The sequence below is a fragment of the Marinobacter iranensis genome (genome assembly GCF_029207565.1).
Taxonomy (GTDB): domain Bacteria; phylum Pseudomonadota; class Gammaproteobacteria; order Pseudomonadales; family Oleiphilaceae; genus Marinobacter; species Marinobacter iranensis.
In genome coordinates this window covers 40,347-65,027 of record NZ_JANCMW010000003.1, presented here as the reverse complement: position 1 = coordinate 65,027, position 24,681 = coordinate 40,347, and the positions used below count along the sequence as shown (strand labels likewise).

Annotated in this window: 28 protein-coding genes, 2 tRNA genes and 1 pseudogene; 16 read left to right on the top strand and 15 right to left on the bottom strand. The window is 56.7% G+C overall.

The window, feature by feature from the left end:
- Positions 1 to 331 precede the first annotated feature (331 nt).
- The 6 genes and pseudogenes from NLU14_RS06745 to NLU14_RS06720 all read right to left on the bottom strand — a co-directional run bounded on the left by NLU14_RS06745 (position 332) and on the right by NLU14_RS06720 (position 9,230).
- Positions 332 to 787 carry a DUF2489 domain-containing protein gene (locus NLU14_RS06745; RefSeq protein WP_275705442.1) on the bottom strand — a complete coding sequence of 152 codons (456 nt, stop codon included), beginning with the start codon at positions 785 to 787 and terminating at the stop codon, positions 332 to 334.
- Positions 760 to 3,102 (bottom strand): molybdopterin-dependent oxidoreductase, encoded by a 2,343-nt coding sequence (locus tag NLU14_RS06740; protein WP_275705441.1) that lies wholly within the window; start codon positions 3,100 to 3,102, stop codon positions 760 to 762. Before NLU14_RS06740 ends, NLU14_RS06745 begins: the two co-directional genes overlap by 28 nt.
- A gap of 276 nt (positions 3,103 to 3,378) precedes the next feature.
- Entirely contained in the window at positions 3,379 to 6,534 is a 3,156-nt protein-coding gene (locus NLU14_RS06735) for an Ig-like domain-containing domain (RefSeq protein WP_275705439.1), read from the bottom strand.
- 13 nt (positions 6,535 to 6,547) lie between these two features.
- On the bottom strand, positions 6,548 to 7,885 hold the full coding sequence (gene aupA, locus NLU14_RS06730) for an alkane uptake protein AupA (protein WP_275705438.1): 1,338 nt from the start codon (positions 7,883 to 7,885) through the stop codon (positions 6,548 to 6,550).
- Positions 7,886 to 8,228: 343 nt separating this feature from the next.
- Positions 8,229 to 8,342, bottom strand: a pseudogene (locus NLU14_RS23095) (PEP-CTERM sorting domain-containing protein); the annotation flags it as partial.
- A gap of 651 nt (positions 8,343 to 8,993) precedes the next feature.
- Positions 8,994 to 9,230 (bottom strand): TIGR02647 family protein, encoded by a 237-nt coding sequence (locus NLU14_RS06720; RefSeq protein ID WP_275705436.1) that lies wholly within the window; start codon positions 9,228 to 9,230, stop codon positions 8,994 to 8,996.
- Positions 9,231 to 9,340: 110 nt separating this feature from the next.
- Here NLU14_RS06720 and NLU14_RS06715 point away from each other — a divergent pair, with 110 nt between their 5' ends.
- Positions 9,341 to 10,021: a glutathione S-transferase family protein gene (locus tag NLU14_RS06715; RefSeq protein WP_275705435.1), complete on the top strand. Its 681-nt coding sequence runs from the start codon at positions 9,341 to 9,343 to the stop codon at positions 10,019 to 10,021.
- A gap of 35 nt (positions 10,022 to 10,056) precedes the next feature.
- Positions 10,057 to 10,389: a tRNA-binding protein gene (locus NLU14_RS06710; RefSeq protein WP_275705433.1), complete on the top strand. Its 333-nt coding sequence runs from the start codon at positions 10,057 to 10,059 to the stop codon at positions 10,387 to 10,389.
- A 183-nt stretch (positions 10,390 to 10,572) separates the two neighbouring features.
- Here the strand turns inward: NLU14_RS06710 and NLU14_RS06705 are convergent, their stop codons facing one another.
- Positions 10,573 to 10,809, bottom strand: a complete 237-nt coding sequence (locus NLU14_RS06705; protein ID WP_275705432.1) for a hypothetical protein — start codon at positions 10,807 to 10,809, stop codon at positions 10,573 to 10,575.
- A 340-nt stretch (positions 10,810 to 11,149) separates the two neighbouring features.
- On the opposite strand from NLU14_RS06705, the gene NLU14_RS06700 reads away from it, so the two are divergent.
- Positions 11,150 to 11,644 carry an SOS response-associated peptidase gene (locus tag NLU14_RS06700; protein ID WP_275705431.1) on the top strand — a complete coding sequence of 165 codons (495 nt, stop codon included), beginning with the start codon at positions 11,150 to 11,152 and terminating at the stop codon, positions 11,642 to 11,644.
- Positions 11,557 to 11,820: an SOS response-associated peptidase family protein gene (locus tag NLU14_RS06695; protein ID WP_338040785.1), complete on the top strand. Its 264-nt coding sequence runs from the start codon at positions 11,557 to 11,559 to the stop codon at positions 11,818 to 11,820. The genes NLU14_RS06700 and NLU14_RS06695 overlap by 88 nt, the downstream gene beginning before the upstream one ends.
- 203 nt (positions 11,821 to 12,023) lie before the next feature.
- Here NLU14_RS06695 and NLU14_RS06690 read toward each other — a convergent pair whose 3' ends face one another.
- The 4 genes from NLU14_RS06690 to NLU14_RS06675 all read right to left on the bottom strand — a co-directional run bounded on the left by NLU14_RS06690 (position 12,024) and on the right by NLU14_RS06675 (position 13,839).
- The gene (locus tag NLU14_RS06690) at positions 12,024 to 12,578 is read right to left on the bottom strand and encodes a hypothetical protein (protein WP_275705428.1); all 555 of its coding nucleotides are present in this window, start codon (positions 12,576 to 12,578) and stop codon (positions 12,024 to 12,026) included.
- A gap of 71 nt (positions 12,579 to 12,649) precedes the next feature.
- Positions 12,650 to 12,742, bottom strand: a tRNA-Ile gene (locus NLU14_RS06685).
- Positions 12,743 to 12,894: 152 nt separating this feature from the next.
- Positions 12,895 to 13,020, bottom strand: a complete 126-nt coding sequence (locus NLU14_RS06680; RefSeq protein ID WP_275705427.1) for a hypothetical protein — start codon at positions 13,018 to 13,020, stop codon at positions 12,895 to 12,897.
- A 543-nt stretch (positions 13,021 to 13,563) separates the two neighbouring features.
- Positions 13,564 to 13,839 (bottom strand): hypothetical protein, encoded by a 276-nt coding sequence (locus NLU14_RS06675; RefSeq protein WP_275705426.1) that lies wholly within the window; start codon positions 13,837 to 13,839, stop codon positions 13,564 to 13,566.
- Between the two features lie 136 nt (positions 13,840 to 13,975).
- Between NLU14_RS06675 and NLU14_RS06670 the strand changes: the two genes are divergently transcribed.
- The 12 genes from NLU14_RS06670 to NLU14_RS06615 all read left to right on the top strand — a co-directional run bounded on the left by NLU14_RS06670 (position 13,976) and on the right by NLU14_RS06615 (position 21,352).
- Entirely contained in the window at positions 13,976 to 14,137 is a 162-nt protein-coding gene (locus NLU14_RS06670) for a hypothetical protein (RefSeq protein WP_275705425.1), read from the top strand.
- Positions 14,134 to 14,412, top strand: a complete 279-nt coding sequence (locus NLU14_RS06665) for a hypothetical protein (protein ID WP_275705424.1) — start codon at positions 14,134 to 14,136, stop codon at positions 14,410 to 14,412. Before NLU14_RS06670 ends, NLU14_RS06665 begins: the two co-directional genes overlap by 4 nt.
- Complete coding sequence (locus NLU14_RS06660; RefSeq protein WP_275705423.1) at positions 14,409 to 14,717, top strand: hypothetical protein; 309 nt, start codon at positions 14,409 to 14,411, stop codon at positions 14,715 to 14,717. The genes NLU14_RS06665 and NLU14_RS06660 overlap by 4 nt, the downstream gene beginning before the upstream one ends.
- Entirely contained in the window at positions 14,714 to 14,980 is a 267-nt protein-coding gene (locus tag NLU14_RS06655; protein WP_275705421.1) for a hypothetical protein, read from the top strand. The genes NLU14_RS06660 and NLU14_RS06655 overlap by 4 nt, the downstream gene beginning before the upstream one ends.
- Positions 14,981 to 15,311: 331 nt before the next feature.
- A complete protein-coding gene (locus tag NLU14_RS06650) occupies positions 15,312 to 15,608 on the top strand; it encodes a hypothetical protein (protein ID WP_275705420.1) in 297 nt (98 codons plus the stop codon).
- A gap of 20 nt (positions 15,609 to 15,628) precedes the next feature.
- Positions 15,629 to 15,838, top strand: coding sequence for a hypothetical protein (locus NLU14_RS06645; RefSeq protein ID WP_275705419.1), 210 nt, complete (start codon positions 15,629 to 15,631; stop codon positions 15,836 to 15,838).
- A gap of 9 nt (positions 15,839 to 15,847) precedes the next feature.
- Complete coding sequence (locus tag NLU14_RS06640) at positions 15,848 to 16,048, top strand: hypothetical protein (protein WP_275705418.1); 201 nt, start codon at positions 15,848 to 15,850, stop codon at positions 16,046 to 16,048.
- A 57-nt stretch (positions 16,049 to 16,105) separates the two neighbouring features.
- Positions 16,106 to 17,572 (top strand): hypothetical protein, encoded by a 1,467-nt coding sequence (locus NLU14_RS06635; RefSeq protein WP_275705417.1) that lies wholly within the window; start codon positions 16,106 to 16,108, stop codon positions 17,570 to 17,572.
- 2 nt (positions 17,573 to 17,574) lie between these two features.
- A complete protein-coding gene (locus tag NLU14_RS06630) occupies positions 17,575 to 17,847 on the top strand; it encodes a hypothetical protein (RefSeq protein WP_275705416.1) in 273 nt (90 codons plus the stop codon).
- A 3-nt stretch (positions 17,848 to 17,850) separates the two neighbouring features.
- A complete protein-coding gene (locus tag NLU14_RS06625; protein WP_275705415.1) occupies positions 17,851 to 19,008 on the top strand; it encodes a zonular occludens toxin domain-containing protein in 1,158 nt (385 codons plus the stop codon).
- A gap of 116 nt (positions 19,009 to 19,124) precedes the next feature.
- Entirely contained in the window at positions 19,125 to 20,390 is a 1,266-nt protein-coding gene (locus NLU14_RS06620) for a hypothetical protein (protein ID WP_275705414.1), read from the top strand.
- Positions 20,387 to 21,352 carry a phage integrase gene (locus NLU14_RS06615; RefSeq protein ID WP_275705413.1) on the top strand — a complete coding sequence of 322 codons (966 nt, stop codon included), beginning with the start codon at positions 20,387 to 20,389 and terminating at the stop codon, positions 21,350 to 21,352. The genes NLU14_RS06620 and NLU14_RS06615 overlap by 4 nt, the downstream gene beginning before the upstream one ends.
- Positions 21,353 to 21,361: 9 nt before the next feature.
- Here the strand turns inward: NLU14_RS06615 and NLU14_RS06610 are convergent, their stop codons facing one another.
- From NLU14_RS06610 to rpoD, 4 genes are all read right to left on the bottom strand, one after another.
- Positions 21,362 to 21,697: a hypothetical protein gene (locus tag NLU14_RS06610; protein ID WP_275705412.1), complete on the bottom strand. Its 336-nt coding sequence runs from the start codon at positions 21,695 to 21,697 to the stop codon at positions 21,362 to 21,364.
- Between the two features lie 58 nt (positions 21,698 to 21,755).
- Positions 21,756 to 22,340: a DUF6036 family nucleotidyltransferase gene (locus NLU14_RS06605; RefSeq protein WP_275705411.1), complete on the bottom strand. Its 585-nt coding sequence runs from the start codon at positions 22,338 to 22,340 to the stop codon at positions 21,756 to 21,758.
- 144 nt (positions 22,341 to 22,484) lie between these two features.
- Positions 22,485 to 22,561 (bottom strand) — tRNA-Ile (locus NLU14_RS06600).
- Between the two features lie 115 nt (positions 22,562 to 22,676).
- Entirely contained in the window at positions 22,677 to 24,524 is a 1,848-nt protein-coding gene (gene rpoD / locus NLU14_RS06595) for an RNA polymerase sigma factor RpoD (protein ID WP_275705410.1), read from the bottom strand.
- Positions 24,525 to 24,681: the final 157 nt, after the last annotated feature.

Genomic DNA, 24,681 nt, shown 5'->3' with positions numbered 1-24,681 from the left:
GCCACCAGATTTCTCCAGCCCCGCAAAAAAGCCGGCCCTAAGGCCGGCAAGCTCACCCGCTTGTTGCAGATCAAACCAAACGTGTTCAGGAGAAAACAACGAGAACCGTTGCAGGGTCAGTATTGGCAACGTCCTGTTCTAAACTTAGCCAATATGGAAGGAAATAAAAGCCAGTCATGTTGGGGTTTGGTTAGTGAGCAAGGCGTCAGATTTTCGTAGTATCTGAAGAGGTTGATTTGTAAAGCTAATCGTGGTTGTGGTGACGAAAACCGATTACAAACTGTTACAAAAATACTTGGAAAGCTCCAGTGGGCCGGCTTTGAGACACAGTCTAGAACTGATGATGACGAAGGGCCGTTGCAGCCCGTCGAATGGCATCGGCGTGCTTTTCCTCAACCGCCAGCCGCTCCCTGTCCATTTTTTCCACAAAGCGGGTTTCGGTTTCCTGGCGCGCACGGTGGGTGGGCATGTGCTGGATCTGATCATGCACCTCCTGGAAGACCCGGAAGGGTGATTGCGCCAGCAGTTCCGGGGCCACGTGATCCAGCAGTCCCTTGATCCTCAGGCAGGCTTCGGAATACTCGATCTGGTCCTCCTCCACCGCCATGGACAATACCCGGATACTTTCTATCATGCTGCCTCGGCGTTCTTTCTGGAAGGCCTCGGTTTTCTCCTGCCGTTTTTTGCTGTCCTGCAGGGTGCGGAACTGGCGGGCAATAAAGGCCGCGAGCAATGCGATGGCCAGCAGGCCGGCGACGATCAATGTCCATTGGAGCCACTGAGGCATAGAGTTCTCCCTTGAGGGGGTCGGGCCCGTTTTCGTTGGTGGTCTGCGCGCCAGGCTTTCACAGTAACAGATTGTCCATTAAGTACGGATGTACCCACGAGCAGATCTGTTTCCTGGTCGCTCAGTACATCGTTAATGCTGGCGCCAGCATGGGCAACGGCCACACTCTGGCCAGTGCCCGACCGGTGGTGGCCCCAGCCATGGGGCACGGAGACCACGCCCGCCATAATATCCTCGGTGATCTCCACCGGTAATACGATCTGGCCGGATGCTGAACCAACCTCTGCCGAGTCACCGGTCTGCAGGCCACAACGGGCGGCATCTTTCGGGTTGATCATCAGGGTACAGCGCTCTTTGCCCTTAACCAACCGCTGGCTATTGTGCATCCAGGAATTGTTGCTGCGCACGTGCCGGCGCCCGATCAGTAACAGGCTGTCGACGGGTGTGGCAGACAGCAGCGAGTGCAGGCGTTCCAGGTCCTGCAGGTAACGGCGGGGGGCCAGGTTCACCTTGCCGTCACGGGTGAACAGCCGGCCGGGCATACAAGGCCGCAGTGGTCCCAGGTCCACACCATTGGGTAGCTCCTTGAGGGCATTGATTGAAAGTCCCTTGGGCAGGTCCTGCCAGTGTCGGTTCAGCGGGCTGAGTTTCGCCAGGCCCTGCAGTGGGTGACGCTTCGGGAGAATGTCCATCACCAGGTCGATCGCGGGCTGGGCCAGGCCACGTGCTGGCCCGATATCGGTGCCATAAGGCCCCGAGCGCAACATCAGGTCAAGGATCGGGTCCGGCCCGATCTGCTTGAACGCGCGCCAGCCCATTTCCGCGCGCAGGGGCAGGCGGCCGCCTTTTCTTTTCTTCTCCAGGCGGTGCGCCAGTTCCAGCAATATCTGCCAGTCGTGGCGGGTGTCCTTGCCGGCATCGAACAGGGCAGGGCTGTATTTGGCGGTGTTGCGAACCGCGAACATGCTGAAAATCAGGTCGTAATGGCTGCGCTCAAGTCCCGCTGTCGGCGGGAGAATAACGTCCGCGTGGCGCGTGGTTTCGTTCAGGTAGTAATCTACCGACACCATGAAATCCAGCCCGCTGAAAGCTTCGTCGAGACGGCCACCGTTGGGGCTCGAGAGTACCGGGTTGCCCGCCACCGTCACAAACGCGCGTATCTGGCCCTCACCCGGTGTCAGAATCTCATCGGCCATGGTGCTGGAGGGGTATTCACCCCCGAACTCCGGCAGTTTCTTCACCCGGCTGAACCGTTTGCCAAAATGCCCGTTCTGGCCAGACATGGCGCCCAGCGCGACAAGGTCAATGGCGGGCTGCGTGAACATCACACCGCCGGTGCTATCCAGCTTTCCGGTCAGGATATTGAGCACATAGGCAAGCCAGGTGGCAACGCCGCCAAAGGCCTGGGTGCTGGTGCCCATGCGGGTGTAGAGGGCGGCTCGCTGCGTGGTGGCGAGCTGGCGGGCCAGGTTGCGGATGTCTGCGGCGGGCATGCCGGTATGCTCACTGACGGCTTCCGGTGTGAAGCTCATGGCGGCCAGGCGCACCAGGTCCACATCTTTGGTAAAGGGTTCCGCGTGGCCCAGGTTGACCAGGTTTTCCTCGAACAGGGTGTGCACCATCGCCATCAGCAACAGGGCGTCGGTCCCCGGGCGGATAAAATGGAACTCGTCCGCCAGTTTGCCGGTTTCGGTGCGGCGTGGGTCGACCACCACCATCCTGCCGCCGCGGCCCTTGAGGGCTTTGAGGCGGCCCCGGAAATCCGGTACCGTCATCAGGCTGCCGTTGGAGGCCATGGGGTTGGCGCCAATGCAGATAAACAGGTCGGTGCGGTCGATGTCTGGGATGGGGAACAGGATCTGGTGGCCAAACATCTCCAGGCTTGCCAGCATATGGGGCAACTGGTCGTTGGAGGTGGCGGAGAAACGGTTCTGGGTGCCCAAAGCCCGGAGAAACGGCGTTGTCGCGACCAGGGAGCCGTGGTTATGTACGTTCGGGTTGCCCAGGTAGGCACCGATGCTGTTGCGGCCGTGTTCCTTGCGCACGCTGTGCAGGCGGTCTGCCACCAGATCAAAGGCTTCGTTCCATTCCATTTCCTGCCAGCCATCGCTAGTGCGGCGTACCGGTTTGCGCAGCCGCTCCGGATCTTCATGGAGGTCCTGCAGGGCGACGGCCTTGGGGCAGATGTGGCCATGGCTTAACGGGTCGTCTTCGTCGCCCTTGATGGAGGTGATATGGCCATCCCTGACCTCAATCGCCACGCCGCACATGGCTTCGCACAGGTGACAGGTACGATAGTGGGTGCCGTTTTCCATGGGGTCTCTCCGGTCTTTTTATTAACTGTGTGCATTGGCAAGCGGGCAGGGTATTCCGAAACACGCTTTGAATACGTCCCTGTACGCTCGGGCTCCGCCATCCATGGCTCCGCACGGTTTCGGAACCCCGTCCCCGCTTGGCCCCGGATTTTGGAGTTGGTTTCAACAGGCAACCAGATTAGCAGGAAATGGCTGGGAGGGGAAAACCGCTTTCAGGTTCTTCCGGCCACAAAAAAGGCCAGCCCGAGGGCTGGCCATGAGTAGCGGAGCCTGAAGTTAGTACTCTGCTGGAATTTCCTTGATGGGGTTGGAGATGAAGTTGAGGTAAACACCACCGACAGGAATTTCGAGGGGGATATTTCCAAGACTCTCGATATTGACCGTCAGTGGCACGCGATTCGTGTTTCTTTGCTCTATCTGCATTCTGCCATCGTCAAAGAAATTGATATCGCCTTCCAGAGCGAGGGTGAACGGCTTGCTGTACAAATCGTGTGGTCCACCGATGGGCGGTTCCAGAAGTGGCGCATCGAGCTGAAGGCGGGCTTCGGTCCTGAATTCGGTCTGGCCCTCATCGTTCTCGACAATAATGCCTTCCACCAGCCCCTGCGGGTTTTCTTCGGAAGTCTCTTCGGCATAACGCATGCGAAGAATTTGCGGGCCGGTGGGCTCCTCCAGCGTAATCAGGCCTGCTATCCGCAGATAAACGGAGGTAGACGTTGTGGCCAGCATCGTTGGATACAGGAGAACTCTAACGCCGGTCTGCTCTCCCGTGTCCGGGTCTATGTAGGGGCCGATAACCTCGGTGTTCAGCCCGTAGGTCTGGTAGATGAACTTGTTCTCGGGGCAGTCAGCTCCTTCCGCCGGGCATCCCACTCTTGCTGGGGTGGACATAAGCAGAATCGTCGCATTACCTGCTGATTTCAGTTTTGCCGCGTTGGCCGATGGCAGGTATTCGTTGGAATTGTTCGGATCCACTTCATGATCGAACGGCTCCAGGCAGTCTTGCGAGCCCAGCGAATCACAGTCAACCACGTAGTTTGAGTTTGTATCCCGGATCGGCAGGTTCCGTAAGGGTGTAAACACGGTATCAAGCGCTTCACTGCCCCGGAAATAGATGTCCATGTCCGGGCCGCCTACGTCTTCAGGGTTCACCAGAAGGTCGGTTTGCAGGGCAAGACCGTTGGCACCACAGATGAAGTTTTCAGTGCCGGTCTGGCATTCGCCGCCGGCCGTGGATCTCATCCTGTAGCGGTAAAGGCTGTCGATTTCCCAGGGCTCATCCGGGTAAAACCGGATACGTTGATTGTTCTTCTCCAGGCGACCGGAGACAGGTTCGATAGCGGTGCCGCTTTCGTCCACCTTCTCAACCACAAAGGTTTCGCCGCTGCGGATGGAGTCGAGGTTCATGGACTGGGAGAAAACCACCACAATGGGGCGATCTTCCGGCATGGTGGTTACCGGCAGTTCGTCGCCGCGAGGGCCGTCGGGTGCGGCATCCACACATTGTCCATGGCTGCCCTGGCTCAGGTTAACTCCGGTTGTTACACAGGGGTACCCCGGATAAGTCGTCAATGCCAAGGGTGCTGTCTGGGGAACCGAGTCGCCACCCAGGTTCGGCAGGGCGAACGCCAGGTCCTGCGGTGTGGCACCGTTGCCGGCAAGGTCGGTCAGGGAGTTGCTGATTTGTACGGTGTAGTCAACGCCATGCTCCAAACCGCCGGCCGGGTTCAATACCAGGGCAGTGCCGTCGAGCTTGGCATCCAGTGATCCATCGCCTACGGTCAGCGGTGTTCCTGCTGCATCCAGGGTGATGCCGTCGGCAATGGTGTCGTTATCCAGCGGCTCGTCAAAATTCAGCACGATCGGGTCGCCCGGGCGCTGCATCTGGTCACGATCACCCGGGAAGGCATCGTCGGGGCCCGGCATCCAGCTGACCAACTGCGGGCCGGTGTTATCCGCCAGTTCCTCGTCGCGCTGTTCGGCGGCATCCAGTGCGGATTCGGAATCCGTCGAGGCTTCGATGCGGAAGGCGATGGTGGAGTCGGTGTATTCCTGGCCCAGCAGGTTGGGTTCAACCATGCCGATGGCGTCGATGGTCAGTACACCGTCTTCCACAATCGCGATACCGGTGAGCTCCACGCCCAGCAGGTCCTGGGACAGGGCTGCGTTTGGCTGCGCCTCCTCCGTGTTCATGGATACATCCATGAACAGTTTGACGTGGCGCGGGGCGTTCATGCTGTCCGTGTAGGGGTTGGGCATCAGGTAACCGGTTGCATCCGACAGCATGGTGACCTTGATGTCGCCGGTGCGCTGAATCTCTCCGGTGGCCGGGTCGATAACCGGCACGGTGCCGTTGATTCGTACGTCCAGGCTGCTGCTGGTCAGCAAGCTGCCCTTGGGCACACGGAGCGGTAGCGGCTCGTCGGCCTCGAACGCCGGAGCGTAGGCAAGCTCTGCGAACAGGTCGCCGGTTTGCTGGGACGGCCCGGCATTACCCTGCAGTACGGAATTGAGAGTAATGCCGTTAATGATCTGACCGTTCAGTCGGGATTTGCGAGCGTTGGCTGCGCTCTCACCGGCGTTCAGCCCGGAATCCACCACTTCCTGGAACAGCACAACGGTCGGGCTGGTATCCCGTGGTGTGACGGCTTCACTGAAGTTGTCCAAAGTCGCGCCATGAAGGCTTGGCAGGTTGCGGACCGACACGGTGTAGGTCTCACCTGCGGTGAGTACGTCTTCCTCGCGGCCGCAGCGTTCCTTTGAGTCGGCCAGGCAGGGGTCGATGGTGATATTCCTGCCCTTGACGATGACCGTGGCGGGTACGATTTCGTCATTGCTGTTCGTGATTTCGATGACACCGCCGTGTGCTTTCCAATCCGGGTGCACGGCCTGCGTCATATGCAGGCGGAACGTGGAGAAGTTCATGGGCTGGAAGACACCGCCCTCGGACGGAATCATCTGCGCGACCGTGAATTCCGGGCTGAGGTTGTCCAGCCCGGCGATGCCGCTGAAAGCGCCTCGCGTTGAAAACTGCACACCGTCCGGGCCGAAGGCGTTGGGGTTGGCGATGGTACGGCCACCTTCCGCCTGCAATGACTCGGTGAATTCAATCGTGTAGTCGGTTCCGGGGCTGAGTTTGGCCTGTGGGGATAGAGTCAGGCTGCGCCCGCCATCCACGCTCTCGGCCGTGAAGCTCAGGTCGGTGTTTCCATCGGTGATGCGTATTTTGCTGGCGACATCATTGTCAGACAGCGCATGGGAGAAGCGCAGGACCATGTCCGCCATGGGGCTGACATTGCTCTGGCCATCCGCCGGGTAGGAATAAACAACCTCCCCCGGGGTTTGGGGGTCGTTGATGGTCTGTTCATCACCCCCGCCGCATGCAGCAAGCAGTGCGGCGGGAATCAGTGCCAGTGTGTTGTTGTACTTCATGGCAAACCTCTCCTCAGAACTTCAGGGTGATGGAGCCGCTGATTACATGGATATCACCGTCGGCAGTTGCCTGCTGTTCGTTACCGTCATAATCGACGATGGTGAAATCCCGGTCCTGCAACTGCTGGTACTGGTAACCGATGTCCAGCCGTACCGGGTAGGCCAACACGCGCGTGCGCTCGTAAGTGGCGCTGATACCAAGTCCTGCCACGATCTTGTCGGTGTCCAGATAGTTCAGCTCCGGATTGCGAGTGGTTTTGAGGGGAGACTCCTCATAGGCCAGCCCGCCCCGAACGGCAAAGTGACGGCTGAGTTGGTACTCGGCGCCAATACGGGGCACCAGAATGTCATCAAAACGAATTCGATTGGCGGCGCTGACACTCTCCTGATCCTTGATAGTGTCGCCAGTGAATTCGTCTTCCAGTTCCGACCAGTTCTGTTGCTCGATGCTGCCACCGACACGCCAGCCGTCACCCTTGTATTGAGTACCGATGGCAAAGGTCTCCGGCTGGAAGGAGTCGATGGTTGCAACCGCAAGGCTCAGGCCCGGGTCGGGAATGGTCTGGGTAACGATGATGTTGGAATCAACGGACGTCGACGCAGACGATTTGGTGCGATATGTCACCGCGCTTTCCCAGCCGTCGAGGAAACAGTCGCTCTCCGGGCAGAAGGTATCACCCCACTTGATGGTGGTGCCGAGAATAGACTTCAGCGAAGGCTCTGCGTTGACCGCCAGCCGCTCACGGCTGGTTTCACCACCAAGCGTTGAAACGGCATCCAGTTGAGCCGCCGCTTCCAGGGTGACGCGCACCGAGAAGCCGCCCGAAATGCCCCGCCAGAGTGGGGTAGCACCACCAATGTTCAGGAACAGGGGTTCCTTACCGTATTGCAGGTACTGGCCGGTTTCAGAGGTTTCCGAGGAGAACGCCAGCATCTCCTTGCCATACTTCTCAACGCCGGCGATGAACCCCAGGTAAATCGGGTGGTCGAAGCGGGTAAGGGACGCCAGGTTGGTTTTCATGCCAATCAGGACATGCTGGCTCGGTGAGTCGGAAACGACATCGCCGTCTGCATCGGAGCGGCTGGAGCGCAACTCCTGCTCCGCGTGAAGAATGCCGCCGGTCAGCTCACCACGCTCGTCACTGGTCAGATAGGACGGGTTGTAATAGGTGGCTGATACCTGATCGTTGAACATCGACAGGGATTGGGCGGTGGCCACATCCACAGGCATCACACCGTAGGTTGTACCGATGTTGCCCATGCTGGCAGAGGCGTTCAATGAAAAGCCGGCCGAGGCGGCTGCAACGGCGAGTGTTATCGCACGCAGGGAATAACGGGAGGTTGAAACCATAAAACACACTCCATTCGTTTGTCTTTGTTATTGACCTTCGCCGAGCCCCCGGAGCCGGGTGACAGGGCTGACAACCATTGTTGGTACATCTGTTCGAAAAGCAGTGTAGTGTTCTTGTCTTATCGGGACGTTGGCTTTTGTGACAGCTTTCGATGTCGGAATGACCACTTGCTGAACAAAGATGGTTTAAAAATGAAGGAAATACAGAGTCTTATCAGGCCTGATGATGTTTTGTTTCGTTACGAAGAGTTGTGAACTGTTACAAGTTTTCGGGAAGGGTAATAAAAAGGCTCCCCGTGGGGAGCCTTGAAGTACTGATCTATCTGTATAAAACTTTGACGTTTTAGCTGGTGCGGTTTTTCCGGCGGGCCAGCGTAAGCCCGATAATGCCAAGGCCCAGCAACGCAAGTGTACCTGGCTCGGGAACCTGAACGGAATTCTTGCCATAGAGGTTCATGTGTGAGAGCCCGTCGCCGCCATCAAGTGGCAGATTGAAGGCCCAGTTGCCTGACGAGACACCCGGGACGAGCTCATAAACAAACCAGTTGTCTGGTTGATTTCCGCCGCCAAATTTGAAACCAAGAGCAATAGTGCCAAAATCGCCCCAAAGGCTGCTGTCGAACTCCCAGGTACCTGTTCCATTGCTCCCCGCGTACTCGAGGCTGTACATGGTCGTTGGGTTGGATGCGCCTTCGGACTTCTCAATGAACTGGTAGTCAGTTCCAACACCGCTCAGGAACGGGTCTTGAACAGCATTGTCTCCCTGGATATTTCCCAGTCCGGAATCCAGGCAAGCGGACGCTTGCGAATCATCCATGGACATGTGATTAATGGTTGGATCACTGCAAATGATCGGCGCTGCCATGGCCGTGCCAGACAGCATGAGCCCTGAAGACAGTGTTGCTATCATCAGCGACCAAAGCTTTGTTCTCGTATTCATCATCCTTACTCCCGGTGAATATTCCTTACTGCGGGATGCAAGAAGCATGAACAATGCCACTACCAGAAACTGCTTTTTTAACAGCTATATGGTTGAGGCGTCCGCCTAGTGATCCGTCGTTGGTGTAAATAAAGCTGACGCGGCTCCGAAGTCCGCTTTCGTAGAGCCTCAACTGTTCAATACAGACAGTACCTTCTGAGCATGCTCCGCCGTTTCACTGCCGAGGCTTGTCAGGTAACCGCCATCCTTCTGAGTAATCAGTCCCTTCTGGTGCAGACGTTCAGCCGCAGTCACCATCTCTGGCGCCGCCGAATGCTGGTGAACCTTAATGCCTTCCTGCGCGGAAGACAGGTCGAACATGGCAAGCAGATTGAGTTCATCAATGTGGTCGGAAGAGAAGGGCATAATGCTTTCCTTGTGTTATTTTTAATGGCCTTGGTGTAGTTGTATACGAAGCCACGGTATTCGGCAAAAATGATTTCTGAATGAATCACCCCACCACAATGGAGACAGGGATGTATACCCTTCATATTGCCAACAAGAACTACTCGTCATGGTCGTTACGGCCCTGGGTCCTGATGAAGGAACTGGGCATTGATTTCAATGAACAGCTTATTGTGTTCGGTGACGAACCCACCTGGCAGGCATACAGGCGCCTGAGCCCCAGCGGCAAGGTACCCTGCCTGATCGACCAGGGAACAACTGTCTGGGACTCACTGGCGATCACCGAATACCTGGGGGAACACCATGAGGGTGTCTGGCCCGCGGATACCAGGGCCCGTGCCTGGGCCCGCTGTGCTGCCGCTGAAATGCATTCCGGTTTCCAACCACTACGGGAACTTTGCAGCATGAACGTAGGCCTGCGTATCCGCATGAACACCATCAGTGAGGGCCTGCAAAAGGATATCGACCGCATCGACAGCCTGTGGTCCCACGGCCTGCAGCAATTTGGTGGCCCCTTCCTTGCCGGCGAACGGTTTACCGCCGTGGACGCATTCTTCGCCCCCGTGGTATTCCGGGTACGCACCTACGGGCTGGATCTGAGCGATGACCCCGCTGCCTACGTCGATAGAATTCTCGCGTTAGCGAGCATGCAGCAGTGGGAAGCCGACGCCCTGGCAGAACCCTGGCGGGACACCGTGCATGAGGATGTCGCGTTCACCGTTGGAACCCTGCTGGCAGATCACCGACAATAATTATTTTGCTTAATTGCAGCGAGGAAACACCAGGCATGATCAGTTGGGAAGACTTTGAGAACGTAGAACTGCGAATCGGCACTATCATCGAAGTGAGCGAATTCCTGGAAGCCCGCAAACCGGCGTACAAGCTGAAAGTTGATTTCGGCCCGGAGGTGGGCATCCGCAAATCCAGCGCACAGATTACAGACCTGTACGACACCGAGTCGCTACTGGGTAAGCAGGTGCTTGCCGTGACCAATTTCCCGCCCAAACAGATTGGGCCGTTTCGTTCCGAGTGTCTGGTGACAGGTATTAAGACGGAGGAGGGTGCAATAACGCTGGTTAGTCCCGATCATGAGGTCAGTAACGGGCAGAGACTAATTTAAGGACTGGGGGGAGTGGTGGGCCCACCTGGACTCGAACCAGGGACCAAAGGATTATGAGAGCCTTGTAGCGGGTATTTGTAGCACCACATAAAACCACAATTCCCGTTAAAACAGATAGTTCCGTAAGTTCAGAACCACAGGAAACCACAGATAAACGCTAGCGTGTCGACAGTTTGTTGACACCTAGTCGTCACTATCTCCAGGACCTTTCCAGTTGGGCGCATTCCGATACTTTTCCGCGAAAGATCTTTTGCTCCCTGATCCCCCAGGGAAAGGTTTCTGTACCCTTTTTAAGCTTTGCATCCAGCCGCGTTCGTAGGCATTGAATTTATCTGAGCCAGGCGGGTACGGGTTGGCATAGTGCCCTTTCTGGGTGAAGTAGTCGTCCTTGCCTTGACGGATGATGTCTTCATGATCCATTTAGTGAGATCTCCGTTTTCGGTCATCAATACCGCTTGATAGTTTGCAAGATAGTCACCCATGAACTTACCTGTAAAGTGATGCGACAAGTTCTTGGGGGAATCATGCCTTTTTACGTCATCAATCGTAACGCCCAATTGGATACAAATGATCGCGAAGTACATGAGGATAATTGCGGGTGGATCAAGAACTCCGATAACCTAGAACAACTCGGTTTTCACACCACTTGCCACAGTGCAGTAGATGAGGCAAAACGCAGGGGCTATTTTAGTGCAGATGGCTGCCTTTATTGCTCCAGTCCTTGTCATAATAGTTGATAACTAGTTGAAAGGCGTAAGCCATGTGCGGACGCTACAACGTAATCGACGACCCAAAAGTCCAGGATCTACTCGAAATCCTGGGCATTCCCATACGCGTCCAAACCCGCCTCAACATAGCACCAGGTGCAAAAGGCCAGATCGTCTACGAGACAACCCAGGGCAGAACCCTGGAAGACGCTATCTGGTCACTACTCATCGAACCCAAACCCGACGGCAGCGGCTACCGCCCCTCACCCAAATACAGCACCTTCAACGCCCGATCGGGAAGCCTCGGAACCAGCCCGCTCTGGAAAAAACGGTTTCACTCTCAGCGGGCTATTATTCCGGCCAGTGGCTTCCATGAATGGACCGGAGAAAAAGGGCATAAACAGTGCTACAACATCCATCCAGTTAACGGCGCTATCGCCTTTGCTGGCCTATACGAGCTTTGGGACTTCCAAGGCGACATAGTCCCATCATTACCTTGCCATCACACCCCAGGTTCAGCCACATCCACCCAAAGAGCATTCCCCTGATGCTTAAACCGGAAGACTTCGACATGTGGCTCGACCCACACCTGACCAACACAGACCCACTCCAACACCTGCTGAAAACCAGCATCAGGGAACCGTTATTAGTAGAGCCAATAAAGTCACCAGCGAACCTGGAGAAAGCGGAGGAGGGTGAAAGGATCGAAGCGGACGTAGCGTAACCAGGAAATACGGTGTAAGCGTTCTCTCACACTACTTTAAGACAAGTCCTCTAAGAATCAACACCAGGAACAGTAAACTGGCATCGAGCTGTTTGGTCAGGAAGACCGGAGCTCACCGCCGGCAAGGATGTCTGGCAAGCGCGACACCTGCATAGTGGTGTGACTTCAGCGAGAGTTCTGACATGATCTTCAAAAGTGGTCTTTTACTCATAAAACTCTTCTTGGTCGATAGCCTCTTCCCTTTTTTGCTCAGAGGGTTCTTTCGATGTAGTAACAGGCTTGGTGGAATAAACACCTTTCCGTCCGGGGACAGAGAAAACGGCATCTTTCTGAGCCATCCGGTAAAGCTTCGAAGTCATGCTTGTGCGCTTGTGGATCTCTCCTGTTTCTTTGTAGAGTGCCACAATGATCTTGTCTAGAGAGGCCATTCCACCATTTTCATCGATTATTTTCTGAATCTTAAAATCTAGCTTGTCTGATTCAGAAAAGCTCAGTTCTTGGAGGAGTTCTTCTGGCAGGCCTTCGACGTCTTCATAATTTAGCTCAATCTGAGGGGAGTCAAGAGGTGCGGAGCCGCTAGATCCATCCAGCTGTTTCTGGAGAGTCAGTAAATCGTCATACAAGTCGCTAAACTTTTTGGCTGAGCCCAAATGTAGGTTTTTTCTGTACTCTTTGTTGCCAAATTTTTCGGCAAGCTTTTCTTGGATCTGAATTTGTTCCTTGACAAAATCCAAGTGCTTCTCAATAATATCGGTCACAGACTTAGCTCCAGAGCTGAGTTTACAACAGGAGGCTCTCAAGCTTATATCGAGAACCCCGTCATATTATGTGGCGGTAGGCGAGGGATTCGAACCCTCGGAGGTGGGTCTAGCACCTCTTCCGATTATAAGTCGGACGCTTTAAGCCGCTCAGCCAGCCTACCTGTACAACCCGGTAACCGGGATTTTGCTTATAAGATAGGGCTGCCTTGAGAGGTGGCCCTTTCTTATTATTAACTATACATAAGATGCGGGGTTGTTGCAACCCTTCTCAGTAAAATTATTTGATCTCTCTGCTATTAACTTTTGTGACCCGTCACGGAAGTCTCAGTATTACAATTCCCGGGTTTTCCCGCATTTCCCGCATTTCCCGCATTTCCCGCATTTCCCGCATTTCCCGCATTTCCCGCATTTCCGCTATTTCCCCGCATTCCCTCCCCATTGAAGCCTTTGTTCCTCACCACTATCATTTTTCGCATTACACTCCCTTTCCCGTGCAGCTAGTATTATCTCGCTTTCCTGTCATTCCTACTGCATTGCTTTCAGCTTCTCCGATCGTTACTAATTCACGGTCCATCGCTACATCACTATTCTATTCGTCCAACGAATCGTGGCCTCGTTCGTCAATGCAAAACGATCCAATTACCTATTAATGCCCGCATCTTTGGGGAGGGCACATTAGCTTGTAGAGCCTTTGAATTCGGAAATATCGGGAGTCAGACTGTTGATCGGGGGGCAGGTATGCGTAATGAAGCGAGTTTGACATTAATGTCAATCTACCACCGGTGGATGGCTGGGAGCTTATCTATGGAAGTGCTTTCTTTTGCTGAGGCTTGATTCTCCTATTTTATGCTCGGTTGTAGTTTTCCTATAACCATGCCTGAAACCGTCACCACACACTTCGACGGCCAGCCCTTTTATTTTTATCGTTCCCCTCGTCGGTCTCCATACCAGGAACTGGCGATTCTTGCCGCCAGGCTGAAACCTATCCTGTTTTCAGGCTGTGTTCTCTTCTAGCAACTTCTGTTTCGGGATCGATCTGACCGCATGATTCGTCGGTCTTGCCGGTCATAAGCCAAAGCGTGTACTTCGGCCAGGTCTGACAAACCCTCTCCAGTAGATCCCCTCTCGGTATTCGCCCTGTTTGCTCCATCCCTTCGAGCGTTTTTTTCGCAACGCCAATGATCTCGCAGAACTCGGCTCTTCCGCTCGTCTCGGCCTCACGAATCAGTCGAACTTTTTTCGCTAATTCGCTTGACATGTACTTAGTTCCAAGTATCCTTAGAAATAAGGTGTGCCCATATATAAGGTCACCATAAATGAGTGTGTAATTCAGTGTAGCAGAGTGCAAAACAGTGGACGAGCAAAAACAAATCATCTTGCTAGCAACCCCGGTCATGACCCAGGACCGCTACGCCCAGCTGACCGGGCTCACGGAAGGGCAGGTCAGGGGCCAGATCGAAAAGGGCCACCTACCATCCCTAAAGATTGGCCGGGTTCGCATGGTCAACATCGCCGCACTGTCCCAGCAGGCGATGGACAAGGAGGATTGGCAATGACCCCGGCCCTCCGTCAGCGCAAACAGCAAAGCATCCAGTCCGTCGTCAATGTCGCCGTGCACCTCTACAACACCGGCGAATGGGATGCCTACTGCGACAGCATCACCAAACTGCTGGGCATGGCCGACGCCTTCAACGAGCTCGACAACGACCTGTTCAACTTCGCCATGGACTGCGTCAACGCCCTGAGCCGCTTCACGCTCCAGAGCACCGTCACCGATTTTAACACCTGGGCCGCCACCCACGCGGCCGAACACGTGAGGGCACAGGCATGACACACCGGAACCCGAACCCCAGTTTTGCCTTCCAGGGTCCAAGCCCGTCCTCTGCACTCACCCCGGATGCCCTGGAAGGCCTTTTAGACACCCTCCTGCAGCGCCTCAACCACCTGCAGGACGTTCGCACCGACTACCCGTGCGACTACCTGGCCCGCTGCAAAGCCGGCTTTACCGACGCCCTGATCCACGAACTGGAAGCCAGCAACCACCACAGCCCGGCCTTCGATCGCCTGATCCAACTGCGCGACGCCTGGGACTGCGGAACCCTGGACCTTCCCAACGTCACGGAGACCGACCTATGAGCCACATCCCCCCGAGAAAAACCAAACCCGACGACAAGGAACGCCGCTTCTACGTCAGCGCCCCAAGCTCCTGTTACCTCCAGCTGCAACAGGAAGCCGTCCAGAGGGGAACAGATCTCTGGACCCTCGGTGGTGCGGTCCTGCGCTCCTGGCTAGAGGCCGGCTGCCCGGATCTTGGCTTTCAGGCCCAACCCCCTGAACAGCCTTCGAGTCCGCCCCCGTCATCGTCACCACTCGCGCACGATCAGGGGGCCGGACAGTGAGCGCTGCAAGGCTGGCGCGCAGCGCCAGGGCCAAAGGCCCCCTGGCCTTGTGGCGGTCACTGGCTGGTCCACAGTGCGCACAAAGAGTGGTGAGGATGTCGGGGGAGGACGGCCGCCCCTTGATTCCGAGCCATGAGCACAAGAGGCAAGCGGAGCGCGGCAGGCGACAGGGATCGTCACCCGTAAGGGTGGGCACCTTAGTGCCCAGGAGCGCAGCGAGTAGAGCCCGCCCCGGAAGGGGTCGCATCACCCAGTTTTAAACCGCCCGGAGCACCCGGGATTCACAACCCAAGCAACAGCAACACGAAACCAAAACCAGAGGACAAACACCATGGAAAACTACCTGAACCTGATGATCATCGGCGCCACCCGCTACGACATCGACGGCAACCGAGGCGGCTCCCTGTGGGCTTACTCCCCGGCAGAGGCTGACGACGACAACCGCGTCGGCAACGAAGTCATGAAAATCGCCTGCGACTGGAAACACATCGACCAGCTGCGCAACCACGCCGAACGCCTGCCGGCCATGTTCACCGTCAAAGCCCAGATGAAAGCCGGGCAGGGCGGGAAGATCACCTTCAAGGCCCTGGACATGAAACCCCAGGACGTCACCAAGAAAACCGCGTAACCGGAAAAGGAGACTGACCGGTGAGCAAAGCAATCCTGTGTGACGGCGACTGGACACTCACAGCTACTGGCTGGGACTGCACCGGCGCCATCACCCAGGTGGTGTACACGGCCCCCGTCGAGTACACCCCGGCAATGATCGCCGAGGCCATCTTCCATGGCTTCAGCGTGACCTTGCCCTTAATGGCGGTCGCATGGGGCGGCCGTCAACTCCTGAAAATGCTGAAGTGAGGTAATGCCATGAAAAAGCACCTGATTACCCTGGCCGCAATGGCCTTCACCCTGGTAGCCGGCCCCGCCGCTGCCGCCGACTGGTCCACCATGACCGGCGGCCTGGACTTCTCCGGTGAAATCACCGGCGTCATCGCCGTGGTCGGTGTCCTGGCCGGCTTCTACGTGGTCCGCAAAGGCGGCCGCCTCCTGCTGAGCATGATCAAGTAGGAGAGCACCAATGGCAGAGCTATGGGATTGGACATTCTTCATGATGGGGGCCGCACTATGCGTCTATCTGTTCAAGGATGTCTGATCCTGTGGCTCTGCCTCCTTTCAACCGAAGCCTTCTCGGCCTGGGATTATCAATACGGCCGGGACCAGTATCGTTATGGAACCGCCCGCGAATCCTGTGAAGCCTGGCTGACCGACGTCGGCCAGTCCTACGACCATATCGACATGCACGACCCCAGCGAACCCAATGCCGAAGGCCGCTACTCGCAAGGTTGTACCGCTAAGGACCAGTTCGACCGCTTTCTGGCCCAAGTCACCAACTACTACAAGCCCGAACAATGCAACGAAGCTTGGCAACACGAAAAGAACCCCATCACCGGTGAACAACCCCTCGAAACCTGTACCTGCGCGAACGGCTGGGAAGACGCCGGCGAAGACCAGAACCCCCGCTGCCAACTCCCGGACCAGACGCCCGAAGAATGCAAGGAAAACGGCCAGGTGCATAACCCCAGCAACGGCCTGTGCGAACTGGAATGCGAACACGGCCAACTGAACGGCGCCTGCCTGCCGCCGCCCGAAGAACCCAACGAGTGCAACAGCGACAGCCCCGACTACCGCGGCCAGATCGTCCAGGGCTACGGCAAGAGCCCCATCAACTTCTGCGGCGACATCGACCAGTGCTCCGGCGACAAGCCTGGACAGATCGGCCTGGTGAATGGCGAGCTACGCTGCATCGCCGAAGACTACGGCGTCCCCAAGTGCAAAGGTGACTCCATCAGCGTGGTCGATGACTACGGCTTCGTCTGCGAGCCCCTGACCAACAAACCTGAAGAGCCGGAAGAAGAAGAGAACCCACCCAACACCGACACCGACGGGGACGGCGAACCCGACGAATACCAGCGCGAGAACGACCCCGACGCCGTCAACAAGGGTCTCGACAAAGTCGTTGACGCCATCAACGAAGGCAACCGCAAAACCGACACCTCCAACCAACACCTGGGCAACATCGAAAACGCCGTCAAGGACATCGCCAATAACGTCGGCGCCTTAAAGCAAATGGGCGAAAACGGAGAACTTGGCGGCGGTGGAGGCGGTGGCTCCGGAGGTGGCGGCGAAGGCCTCAAGAACGACCAGGGCGAGGATTACCTCAGCGACCTGGCTGACATCAAAGAAAATACCAAGAACACCGCCGACGGCATCGCCGACCTGAACGAACAGTTCGAGGCGCCTGACGAGGGGTTCAACACCGAAGGCCTGCTCGGCATACCGACACTGACCGAAACCGCATCAAGTTTCAGTTCCGCCGTTCTCGGCCATGAACTGATCCAGTCCGTCAGCGGCCTGACAGACATCCCATCGCAAACCACCTGCCCGGTCTGGACCATCCCGGCCACCGATTACTGGCAGGCCATACCGATGAACATCCACTGCGACATCCTGGAAGAATATCGGGGCACCTTCTCCGTGATCTTCATGTTCTTCTGGACCGGCATCGCCATCTACGCATTCCTGAGGGCTTGATCATGAGTGACATACTCCAATCCGTGATTGATTTCTGGATCGAAGTGGTTCTTCTCGTGCCGAGAATCATCTTCTGGGCCGCGTTCGAGGTATTGGAGCTGGCGCTCGACATGCTGCCGCCCATCGACATCGTGGACCCTCAAACGCTCAGCTCCGGCTTCACCGGCGACATGCTGTACTTCCTCACCATCATGGAATTCCAGTACGGACTCGGTGCGGTCACCTCCGCCCTGGTTGCCCGGTTCCTGCTCCGTCGCATCCCGTTTATAGGCTAAGTCATGTCCATTGTCGGATACGCCGGCCTGCCAGGATCGGGCAAAAGCTACGGCGTCGTCGAGAACGTCGTCATCCCCGCCCTGGAATCCGGCCGCCACATCATCACCAACATCCCGCTCAAGCTCGGCCGACTCTCGGACGATTTCCCCAAAGGGCGGGTCACCCTGTTCGACAACAAAGACGCCGAAGACGACCCCGGCTTCTTCGACCTGGAACGCCACCCCGCCGGCGTCATCTGGATCATCGACGAAGCCTGGCGCTTCTGGAAGAGCGGCATGAAAGCCACCAACATCCCCCAGCACGAAAAGGAGTTCTTCACCGAACACCGCCACAACGTCGGCGAGGACGGCCGCACCAACGAAATCGTCCTGGTCACCCAGGACCTGGCCCAGCTCTGCGCCTTTGTCCGGGGCCTGGTGGAAGAAACCTACCGCGCCGTCAAACTGACCGCCATCGGCCAGAAGAACAAGTATCGAGTGGATGTCTACATGGGCGCCGCCACCGGCCAGAAACCCGGCAAACCCATGCGCCAGCTCTACGGCAGCTACAAGCCGGACATCTACCAGTACTACAAGAGCCACACCAGGAACAAAACCGACTTCGCCGCCGGCATGGAAGAGAAAGCCGACGACCGCGCCAACGTCCTCAAGCACCCGCTGATCAAGTTCGGTGTCCCGGCTGCCATCCTGATCATGGCGTTCGGCGTCATGAAAGTCGTGGCCTACTTCAGCACCGGCGAACCCGACACCGAGCCAACACCCGATACACCAACACAACAATCATCAGCGCAAACCGTCCGAACCGCCGACAACACCAGCGCGCGGATACAACCATCCACCCGAGTCCGGGCAACCTCCAACCAGGAAGCCCGCGCCACCCACCAGGTGGCTTTTGAAATCGAACCCGGCTGGCTGCCGGTCTCCGACAAGTGGCGCATCGTCGGCAAGGTCAACGGCGTGTACTGGATCTGGGGCGAGAATGGCACCCGCAAGATCCACAGCCGCATCTGCGCCAAATTCCAGCGCACCGGCGAACCCTACTGCGTCATCGAGGGCAAGCTGGTGACCTACTACAGCTACAAGGAACCCCAGCGCGAAGGGGAACGGACCGAAAGAAGGAGTTACCTGGACACCACATCAACGGAAGGCGACGGCGCGTGAGTGCGAGCGGAGCGACCACCACGCGCCGCGCCAGCGGCAGAGACGTCCCTGTAACACGTCTCATGGAAAACGACGACAGTCGATTTATGACCACAGACAACCACAGAAGGCCACAGATGAAAATCAAAGACTTTGAACGCATGGACATCACCACCGGGGAAATCGGAAAAGGGGATCTGTTTGTGGGTCCCGAAGGTCAGCAAGTGAACCTCCAAAACGTCAACGTCCTCTGGACCGGTGTCGATACCGTAAGACAACTCTTCGAGGGACGATTGAAACCCGAACCCCTGGCCGAAATCGTCACCGCCTACGAATCCAGCTTCGACGCCACCATCACCGTCAGAAACATACCCTTCCGCGTCCAGTCCGGCAGGCGAGGGGGCTTTAAGTACATCCTGCAAAACCGGGAATACGGCTTAACGATCCTGCTCCAGAACTTCTACGCCGAAGCCGACAGCCAGGGCACGCACGTCAAGATCGAAACCTCCCCCAGGTGGCTCTATGAACGTTCCAGCCACCAGATCCACGACGAACTGACCGAATGGGGTATGCACTTCCTCAAGGGCATCAAACCGGTCGGTATCGCCTTACACCTGGCCGTGGATTTCCAGGGCTGGGAACCACCCCAGGACTTCGCCCAACACTTCGTCACCCGTGCAAGAACCATCAGCGTCCACAACGGCATCAGCGACCTGCATTTCAAAGGCCTGGAAGGCAGTACCGTCAACGGACGGGGCGAAACCTACACCTTCGGCAAGGCCAACAGCCTCCAGGTGTGCCTGTACGACAAATCCAAGGAAGTGGACGTCTCCGACAAGCGCGCCTTCATGGAAGGCATCTGGGAATGTGCGGTCAATGAACAATCCTTTCCGGACACCTGCTATGACCCTGAAAAGCCTGTCTGGCGCCTGGAAATAAGATTTCATCACCGCATCGTGAATGAGATCTCCCAGGGCACCCCCGGCATGAAACCGATTTACACCTACATGGATGCTGTCCCGCACCTCACCGGCCTGTGGCAGTACGCCCTTCAGGGCAACCGCTACGAGGTGAAACGGGAATGGGTCCACCCCATCTGGACCAAACTCCGCGAAGACATCGGCTTCGGCTACTCGGCACCCGACCTGATGTACAAACGCGTAAAAAAGGAACCCGGTTGCGGCAACGAAAAGAACGTCTCCCTGGCCTTCGGCAATCTGCTGAGCATATATGCCCGCAACCGGTTTAACGCACGCCAGGCCTGGGATTGCCTCAAGAAATCCGGCCTATGGGAGGATCTCTGCGCCTACTACCGACGACGGGAGATCTATGAAAACGAGCTGTTCCAGCTCGTCCAGGATGGACTCACAAAACGACGACTGCTGACAAAGGTGGCGGCATGATCAGGAAGCTACCATCGGGACGGTGGCAGGTAGACATACAACCAGGTGGCCGAGGCCAGAAGCGCGTCAGGAAATCGTTTGATTCGAAAGCCGATGCTCAACGGTTCGAGCGTTGGGTGATGGCTCGTAACGATGCCGGGGATGAGTGGAACCCGAAAAAAGACAGGCGAACGCTCCTGGAGCTCATCGACCTTTGGTATCTGCATCACGGGCACGCGCTGAAAGACGGGGAATCGAGAAAGCGAAAACTGGTCGCCATCTGCGAAAAGCTCGGGTATCCAAGGGCTGCACAGGTAACCTCGGGAGACTTTGCCGCTTACCGGCTTGTCCGCATCCAGGAAGGCATGTCACCCAACACCCTCAACCACGAACAGGCCTACCTGACAGCCGTATACAACGAACTGATACGCCAGGGCCTATGGAATGGTGAGAACCCTCTGGCAAAGCTCAGGCGGCTAAAGATCGACCAGACAGAACTGGCCTTTCTGGACCAGGAACAAATCACCCGGCTCCTGGATGAATGCAAGGCATCTTCCAATCCATCGGTTTACTACGTGGCTATTCTCGCGCTCTCCACGGGTGCACGTTGGTCAGAAGCGGAAAGCGTAATCCAGGCGAACTTCACCCCGTACAGAGTGACCTACAACGCCACTAAGTCCGGCAAGAGTCGGTCGGTCCCGCTTTCCAAAGAGATCTACAACCAGGTCATCGAAGAGCTGCCATTTCAATCCTGCTACAGCGCCTTCAGGTCAGCATTGGAAAGGGCGGAAATAACATTGCCGAAAGGCCAGTTAACCCACATCTGCCGGCATACCTTCGCCAGCCATTTTGTGATGAATGGTGGCCACATACTCACGCTTCAGAGGGTCCTGGGTCATTCAGATTTAAAGCTGACAATGCGGTATGCGCACTTGGCACCGGACTACCTGAATGAGGTCACAGAGAAAGGGCCGTTAGCCTGAATGATTGGTTCAGGCTGCGGTTTTATCGAGCCCGCGCTTGTAGTGCCGTGTTTGGAAGGGGAGCAGGGCTTTCATAAACGGACGCAGATCGTAATCCAAGCCCCAGGACCGTGCCAGACCATCGACCCGTTCCCGAGACACACGTTCAGGCAGGTTTGCCTTTGCCTCAGAGGCAACGGCCTGTAATTCCTTCTTCTGCGCGGCACTAAGGCAGTTGAACCGGGATAAGCGGTCAACGAGGTAGCCAGCCAGGCGCCGCTCTTCCAGGGGTAACCCCGAAAGCGTAGGGACATAACCCTGGTGCCAGACCTCAAGGGCTGCTTTTACAACCTCTTGGTCTGTCACACGGTTGAGTCCTTTGTGTGCGACGTTGAGTAAGGAATTCATAAAAGATCCATGTTGATCACTTTGTATACGTTTTTATAACGTGAGTGATATTCCCTGTCAATCTATCCATGTTGCCGGGGAAGTACTTACGGGCCTCTTCAGCCCTGTATTTGAAGTCATCGATGGACAGCCCGTGATCAAACAGCGTGTGTATATCATCGATGTCCTGGTCGCCATAGCGCCCGAGTTTTGAGACGGCCAGGTCCACTTTCTGAACCAGGTAGACCCAGATCGGTGAGTCTTCCTCGTTGCGGTTCAGCCAAATGGCGTCTTCCTGGTAATCCTCATGCAACGGTGCGAGGGTCGGAGTGAAATTCGGATCGAATACGATAGATGAAGGACCGGTTTCCGGATCGTCAAAGAAGACTTCATCCAGGGCAAGGACCAGCTCATCCGGCGAAATCCTCTCCATCGCTTCAAGCTCTATATCCAGGTCACTGCTACCACGAGCGTTTGTGTGGAGATGGAGAGCACACCCGCCGAAAATATACGCCTTACAGCTACCAGGCTTGGCCCCTCGATCTTCCAGGAAGTCAGCCAGGTTATCGAACATTTCAAAAATGGCTTTCGCCATCGGTGTGTCAGTGTAGATTTCGCTCATGGGTTCCTCCGGCATTACAGCCGGAAAGCATAACAGAACCTTGGTGGCGGATCGTCTCTGGCAACAACAGAAAAAGAGCCGTTGACGTTTGGTTGACACCTGAGCTGGTGTTGACGGTTTGGGGAGGCGTAAGTTATTGATAAATGGTGGGCCCACCTGGACTCGAACCAGGGACCAAAGGATTATGAGTCCTCTGCTCTAACCAACTGAGCTATAGGCCCTTTCGTCAGCGGATGCTGCTTAAAGGATTGCTTTTCGGGGTGTTGCTTCCGGAAGGGAGCAACAAAGCGGGCGCCATTATACCGGTGAGGGATGGCGCCCGCTACTGTTGTGGTGTTATCCGTTGCCCTGGTCGTCAATGAAGCCGCGCAGGTGGTCGGAGCGGGAAGGATGGCGCAGTTTGCGCAGGGCCTTGGCTTCGATCTGGCGGATTCGCTCACGGGTTACGTCGAACTGTTTACCCACTTCTTCCAGGGTGTGGTCGGTGTTCATTTCGATACCGAAGCGCATGCGCAGCACCTTGGACTCGCGCGCGGTCAGGCCGGAGAGCACGGAGCGGGTGGCTTCGCGCAGGCCTTCGGCGGTGGCGGAGTCGACGGGCGACAGGGCCTGGATGTCTTCAATGAAGTCGCCCAGGTGGCTGTCTTCGTCATCACCGATCGGGGTTTCCATGGAGATCGGTTCCTTGGCGATCTTCAATACCTTACGGATCTTGTCCTCGGGCATTTCCATGCGCTCGCCGAGCTCTTCCGGGGTGGGCTCGCGGCCCATCTCCTGCAGCATCTGGCGGGAGATGCGGTTGAGCTTGTTGATGGTTTCGATCATGTGCACCGGAATACGGATGGTGCGGGCCTGGTCCGCGATGGAGCGGGTGATGGCCTGACGAATCCACCAGGTGGCGTAGGTGGAGAACTTGTAGCCACGGCGGTACTCGAACTTGTCGACGGCCTTCATCAGGCCGATGTTGCCTTCCTGGATCAGGTCCAGGAACTGCAGGCCGCGGTTGGTGTACTTCTTTGCAATGGAGATAACCAGACGCAGGTTGGCTTCCACCATTTCCTTCTTGGCACGGCGGGCCTTGGCTTCACCGATGGAAACGCGGCGGTTGATTTCCTTGATGTCGGAAACGTCCAGGTCCACTTCGGTCTGGATGTTGGCAATACGCTTCTGCAGGCGGACGATTTCGTCGATGCGCTCGGCAATCAGCGGTGCGTAGGGCTTCTTGCCCTTGGACATCTTCTCGGCCCAGTCCAGGCTGGTTTCGTTGCCCGGGAACGACTTGATGAAATCCTTGCGCGGCATCTTGCACTCGCGCACACAGATTTTCATGATGGCGCGCTCGTTTTCACGCACCAGGTCGTTGGTGGAGCGGACCACGTTGACCAGTTCGTCAAACGCCTTGTTGCCGAGCTTGAAGGGTGCGAACACCTGGCCCAGCTCGTTCAGGGCTTCTTGGGTTTTCTTGTGACCACGGCCGTATTTGGCCAGGCACGCGTCGGCGGCATCAAGCTTTTCTTTCAACAGCTCGAAGCGCAGGCGGGTTTCTTCCGGATCCGGACCGCTCTCGGTTTCTTCTTCGCTGTCGTCACCGTCATCGTCGTCGGATGAATCGTCGGAGCTGCTTGACGTGTCCGGGGTATTGTCTTCGTCCATGAACGGCTCGGCGCCGTCCGGGTCGAGGAAGCCGGAGACGATGTCGCTGAGGCGGCCTTCGTTTTCGATGATGCGGTCGTAGGCCTGGATAACGGTGCCGGTGATGCCGGGGAAGTGCGCAACGGCTGCCATCACATCGCGGATACCTTCCTCGATGCGCTTGGCAATGACGATCTCGCCTTCACGGGTCAGCAGCTCCACGGTGCCCATTTCCCGCATGTACATGCGGACCGGGTCGGTGGTGCGGCCGGCGTCGGATTCAACGGCAGCGAGTGCGGCGGCGGCTTCGGCGGCAGCGGCTTCGTCTGCGGTGGAATCGCCGTCGGTCATCAGCAGCGTGTCTGCGTCCGGTGCAACTTCAGACACCTGAATGCCCATGTCGTTGATCATGCGAATGATGTCTTCGACCTGGTCCGGGTCAGCAATGTCTTCCGGGAGGTGGTCGTTTACCTCGGCGTAAGTCAGGTAACCTTGTTCCTTGCCTCGTGCAATGAGGTCTTTAAGACGTGATTTCTGCGAATTGCCTGACATAGACACCCTGTGAACTCGCTGGTAAAAGGAAAAAAGTGAAACAGCCATTATAGCTGTCGCTCGGTTGCTCTGCCACCGGATGGTTAGATGGTGATCAACACTGCAAGTTTCAAGTGCAGTGCCGTTTCCGGCTGCAGTTATTGCGGTTTATGGCCCG

What these genes read in the sequence shown, in the direction of transcription:
- NLU14_RS06745 (WP_275705442.1), bottom strand. Translation starts at nt 787, where the DNA reads ATGCCTCAGTGGCTCCAATGGACATTGATCGTCGCCGGCCTGCTGGCC.
- NLU14_RS06740 (WP_275705441.1), bottom strand. Translation starts at nt 3,102, where the DNA reads ATGGAAAACGGCACCCACTATCGTACCTGTCACCTGTGCGAAGCCATG.
- NLU14_RS06735 (WP_275705439.1), bottom strand. Translation starts at nt 6,534, where the DNA reads ATGAAGTACAACAACACACTGGCACTGATTCCCGCCGCACTGCTTGCT.
- aupA (WP_275705438.1), bottom strand. Translation starts at nt 7,885, where the DNA reads ATGGTTTCAACCTCCCGTTATTCCCTGCGTGCGATAACACTCGCCGTT.
- NLU14_RS06720 (WP_275705436.1), bottom strand. Translation starts at nt 9,230, where the DNA reads ATGCCCTTCTCTTCCGACCACATTGATGAACTCAATCTGCTTGCCATG.
- NLU14_RS06715 (WP_275705435.1), top strand. Translation starts at nt 9,341, where the DNA reads ATGTATACCCTTCATATTGCCAACAAGAACTACTCGTCATGGTCGTTA.
- NLU14_RS06710 (WP_275705433.1), top strand. Translation starts at nt 10,057, where the DNA reads ATGATCAGTTGGGAAGACTTTGAGAACGTAGAACTGCGAATCGGCACT.
- NLU14_RS06705 (WP_275705432.1), bottom strand. Translation starts at nt 10,809, where the DNA reads ATGGATCATGAAGACATCATCCGTCAAGGCAAGGACGACTACTTCACC.
- NLU14_RS06700 (WP_275705431.1), top strand. Translation starts at nt 11,150, where the DNA reads ATGTGCGGACGCTACAACGTAATCGACGACCCAAAAGTCCAGGATCTA.
- NLU14_RS06680 (WP_275705427.1), bottom strand. Translation starts at nt 13,020, where the DNA reads ATGGGGAGGGAATGCGGGGAAATAGCGGAAATGCGGGAAATGCGGGAA.
- NLU14_RS06675 (WP_275705426.1), bottom strand. Translation starts at nt 13,839, where the DNA reads ATGTCAAGCGAATTAGCGAAAAAAGTTCGACTGATTCGTGAGGCCGAG.
- NLU14_RS06670 (WP_275705425.1), top strand. Translation starts at nt 13,976, where the DNA reads ATGACCCAGGACCGCTACGCCCAGCTGACCGGGCTCACGGAAGGGCAG.
- NLU14_RS06665 (WP_275705424.1), top strand. Translation starts at nt 14,134, where the DNA reads ATGACCCCGGCCCTCCGTCAGCGCAAACAGCAAAGCATCCAGTCCGTC.
- NLU14_RS06660 (WP_275705423.1), top strand. Translation starts at nt 14,409, where the DNA reads ATGACACACCGGAACCCGAACCCCAGTTTTGCCTTCCAGGGTCCAAGC.
- NLU14_RS06655 (WP_275705421.1), top strand. Translation starts at nt 14,714, where the DNA reads ATGAGCCACATCCCCCCGAGAAAAACCAAACCCGACGACAAGGAACGC.
- NLU14_RS06650 (WP_275705420.1), top strand. Translation starts at nt 15,312, where the DNA reads ATGGAAAACTACCTGAACCTGATGATCATCGGCGCCACCCGCTACGAC.
- NLU14_RS06640 (WP_275705418.1), top strand. Translation starts at nt 15,848, where the DNA reads ATGAAAAAGCACCTGATTACCCTGGCCGCAATGGCCTTCACCCTGGTA.
- NLU14_RS06635 (WP_275705417.1), top strand. Translation starts at nt 16,106, where the DNA reads ATGCGTCTATCTGTTCAAGGATGTCTGATCCTGTGGCTCTGCCTCCTT.
- NLU14_RS06630 (WP_275705416.1), top strand. Translation starts at nt 17,575, where the DNA reads ATGAGTGACATACTCCAATCCGTGATTGATTTCTGGATCGAAGTGGTT.
- NLU14_RS06625 (WP_275705415.1), top strand. Translation starts at nt 17,851, where the DNA reads ATGTCCATTGTCGGATACGCCGGCCTGCCAGGATCGGGCAAAAGCTAC.
- NLU14_RS06620 (WP_275705414.1), top strand. Translation starts at nt 19,125, where the DNA reads ATGAAAATCAAAGACTTTGAACGCATGGACATCACCACCGGGGAAATC.
- NLU14_RS06615 (WP_275705413.1), top strand. Translation starts at nt 20,387, where the DNA reads ATGATCAGGAAGCTACCATCGGGACGGTGGCAGGTAGACATACAACCA.
- NLU14_RS06605 (WP_275705411.1), bottom strand. Translation starts at nt 22,340, where the DNA reads ATGAGCGAAATCTACACTGACACACCGATGGCGAAAGCCATTTTTGAA.
- rpoD (WP_275705410.1), bottom strand. Translation starts at nt 24,524, where the DNA reads ATGTCAGGCAATTCGCAGAAATCACGTCTTAAAGACCTCATTGCACGA.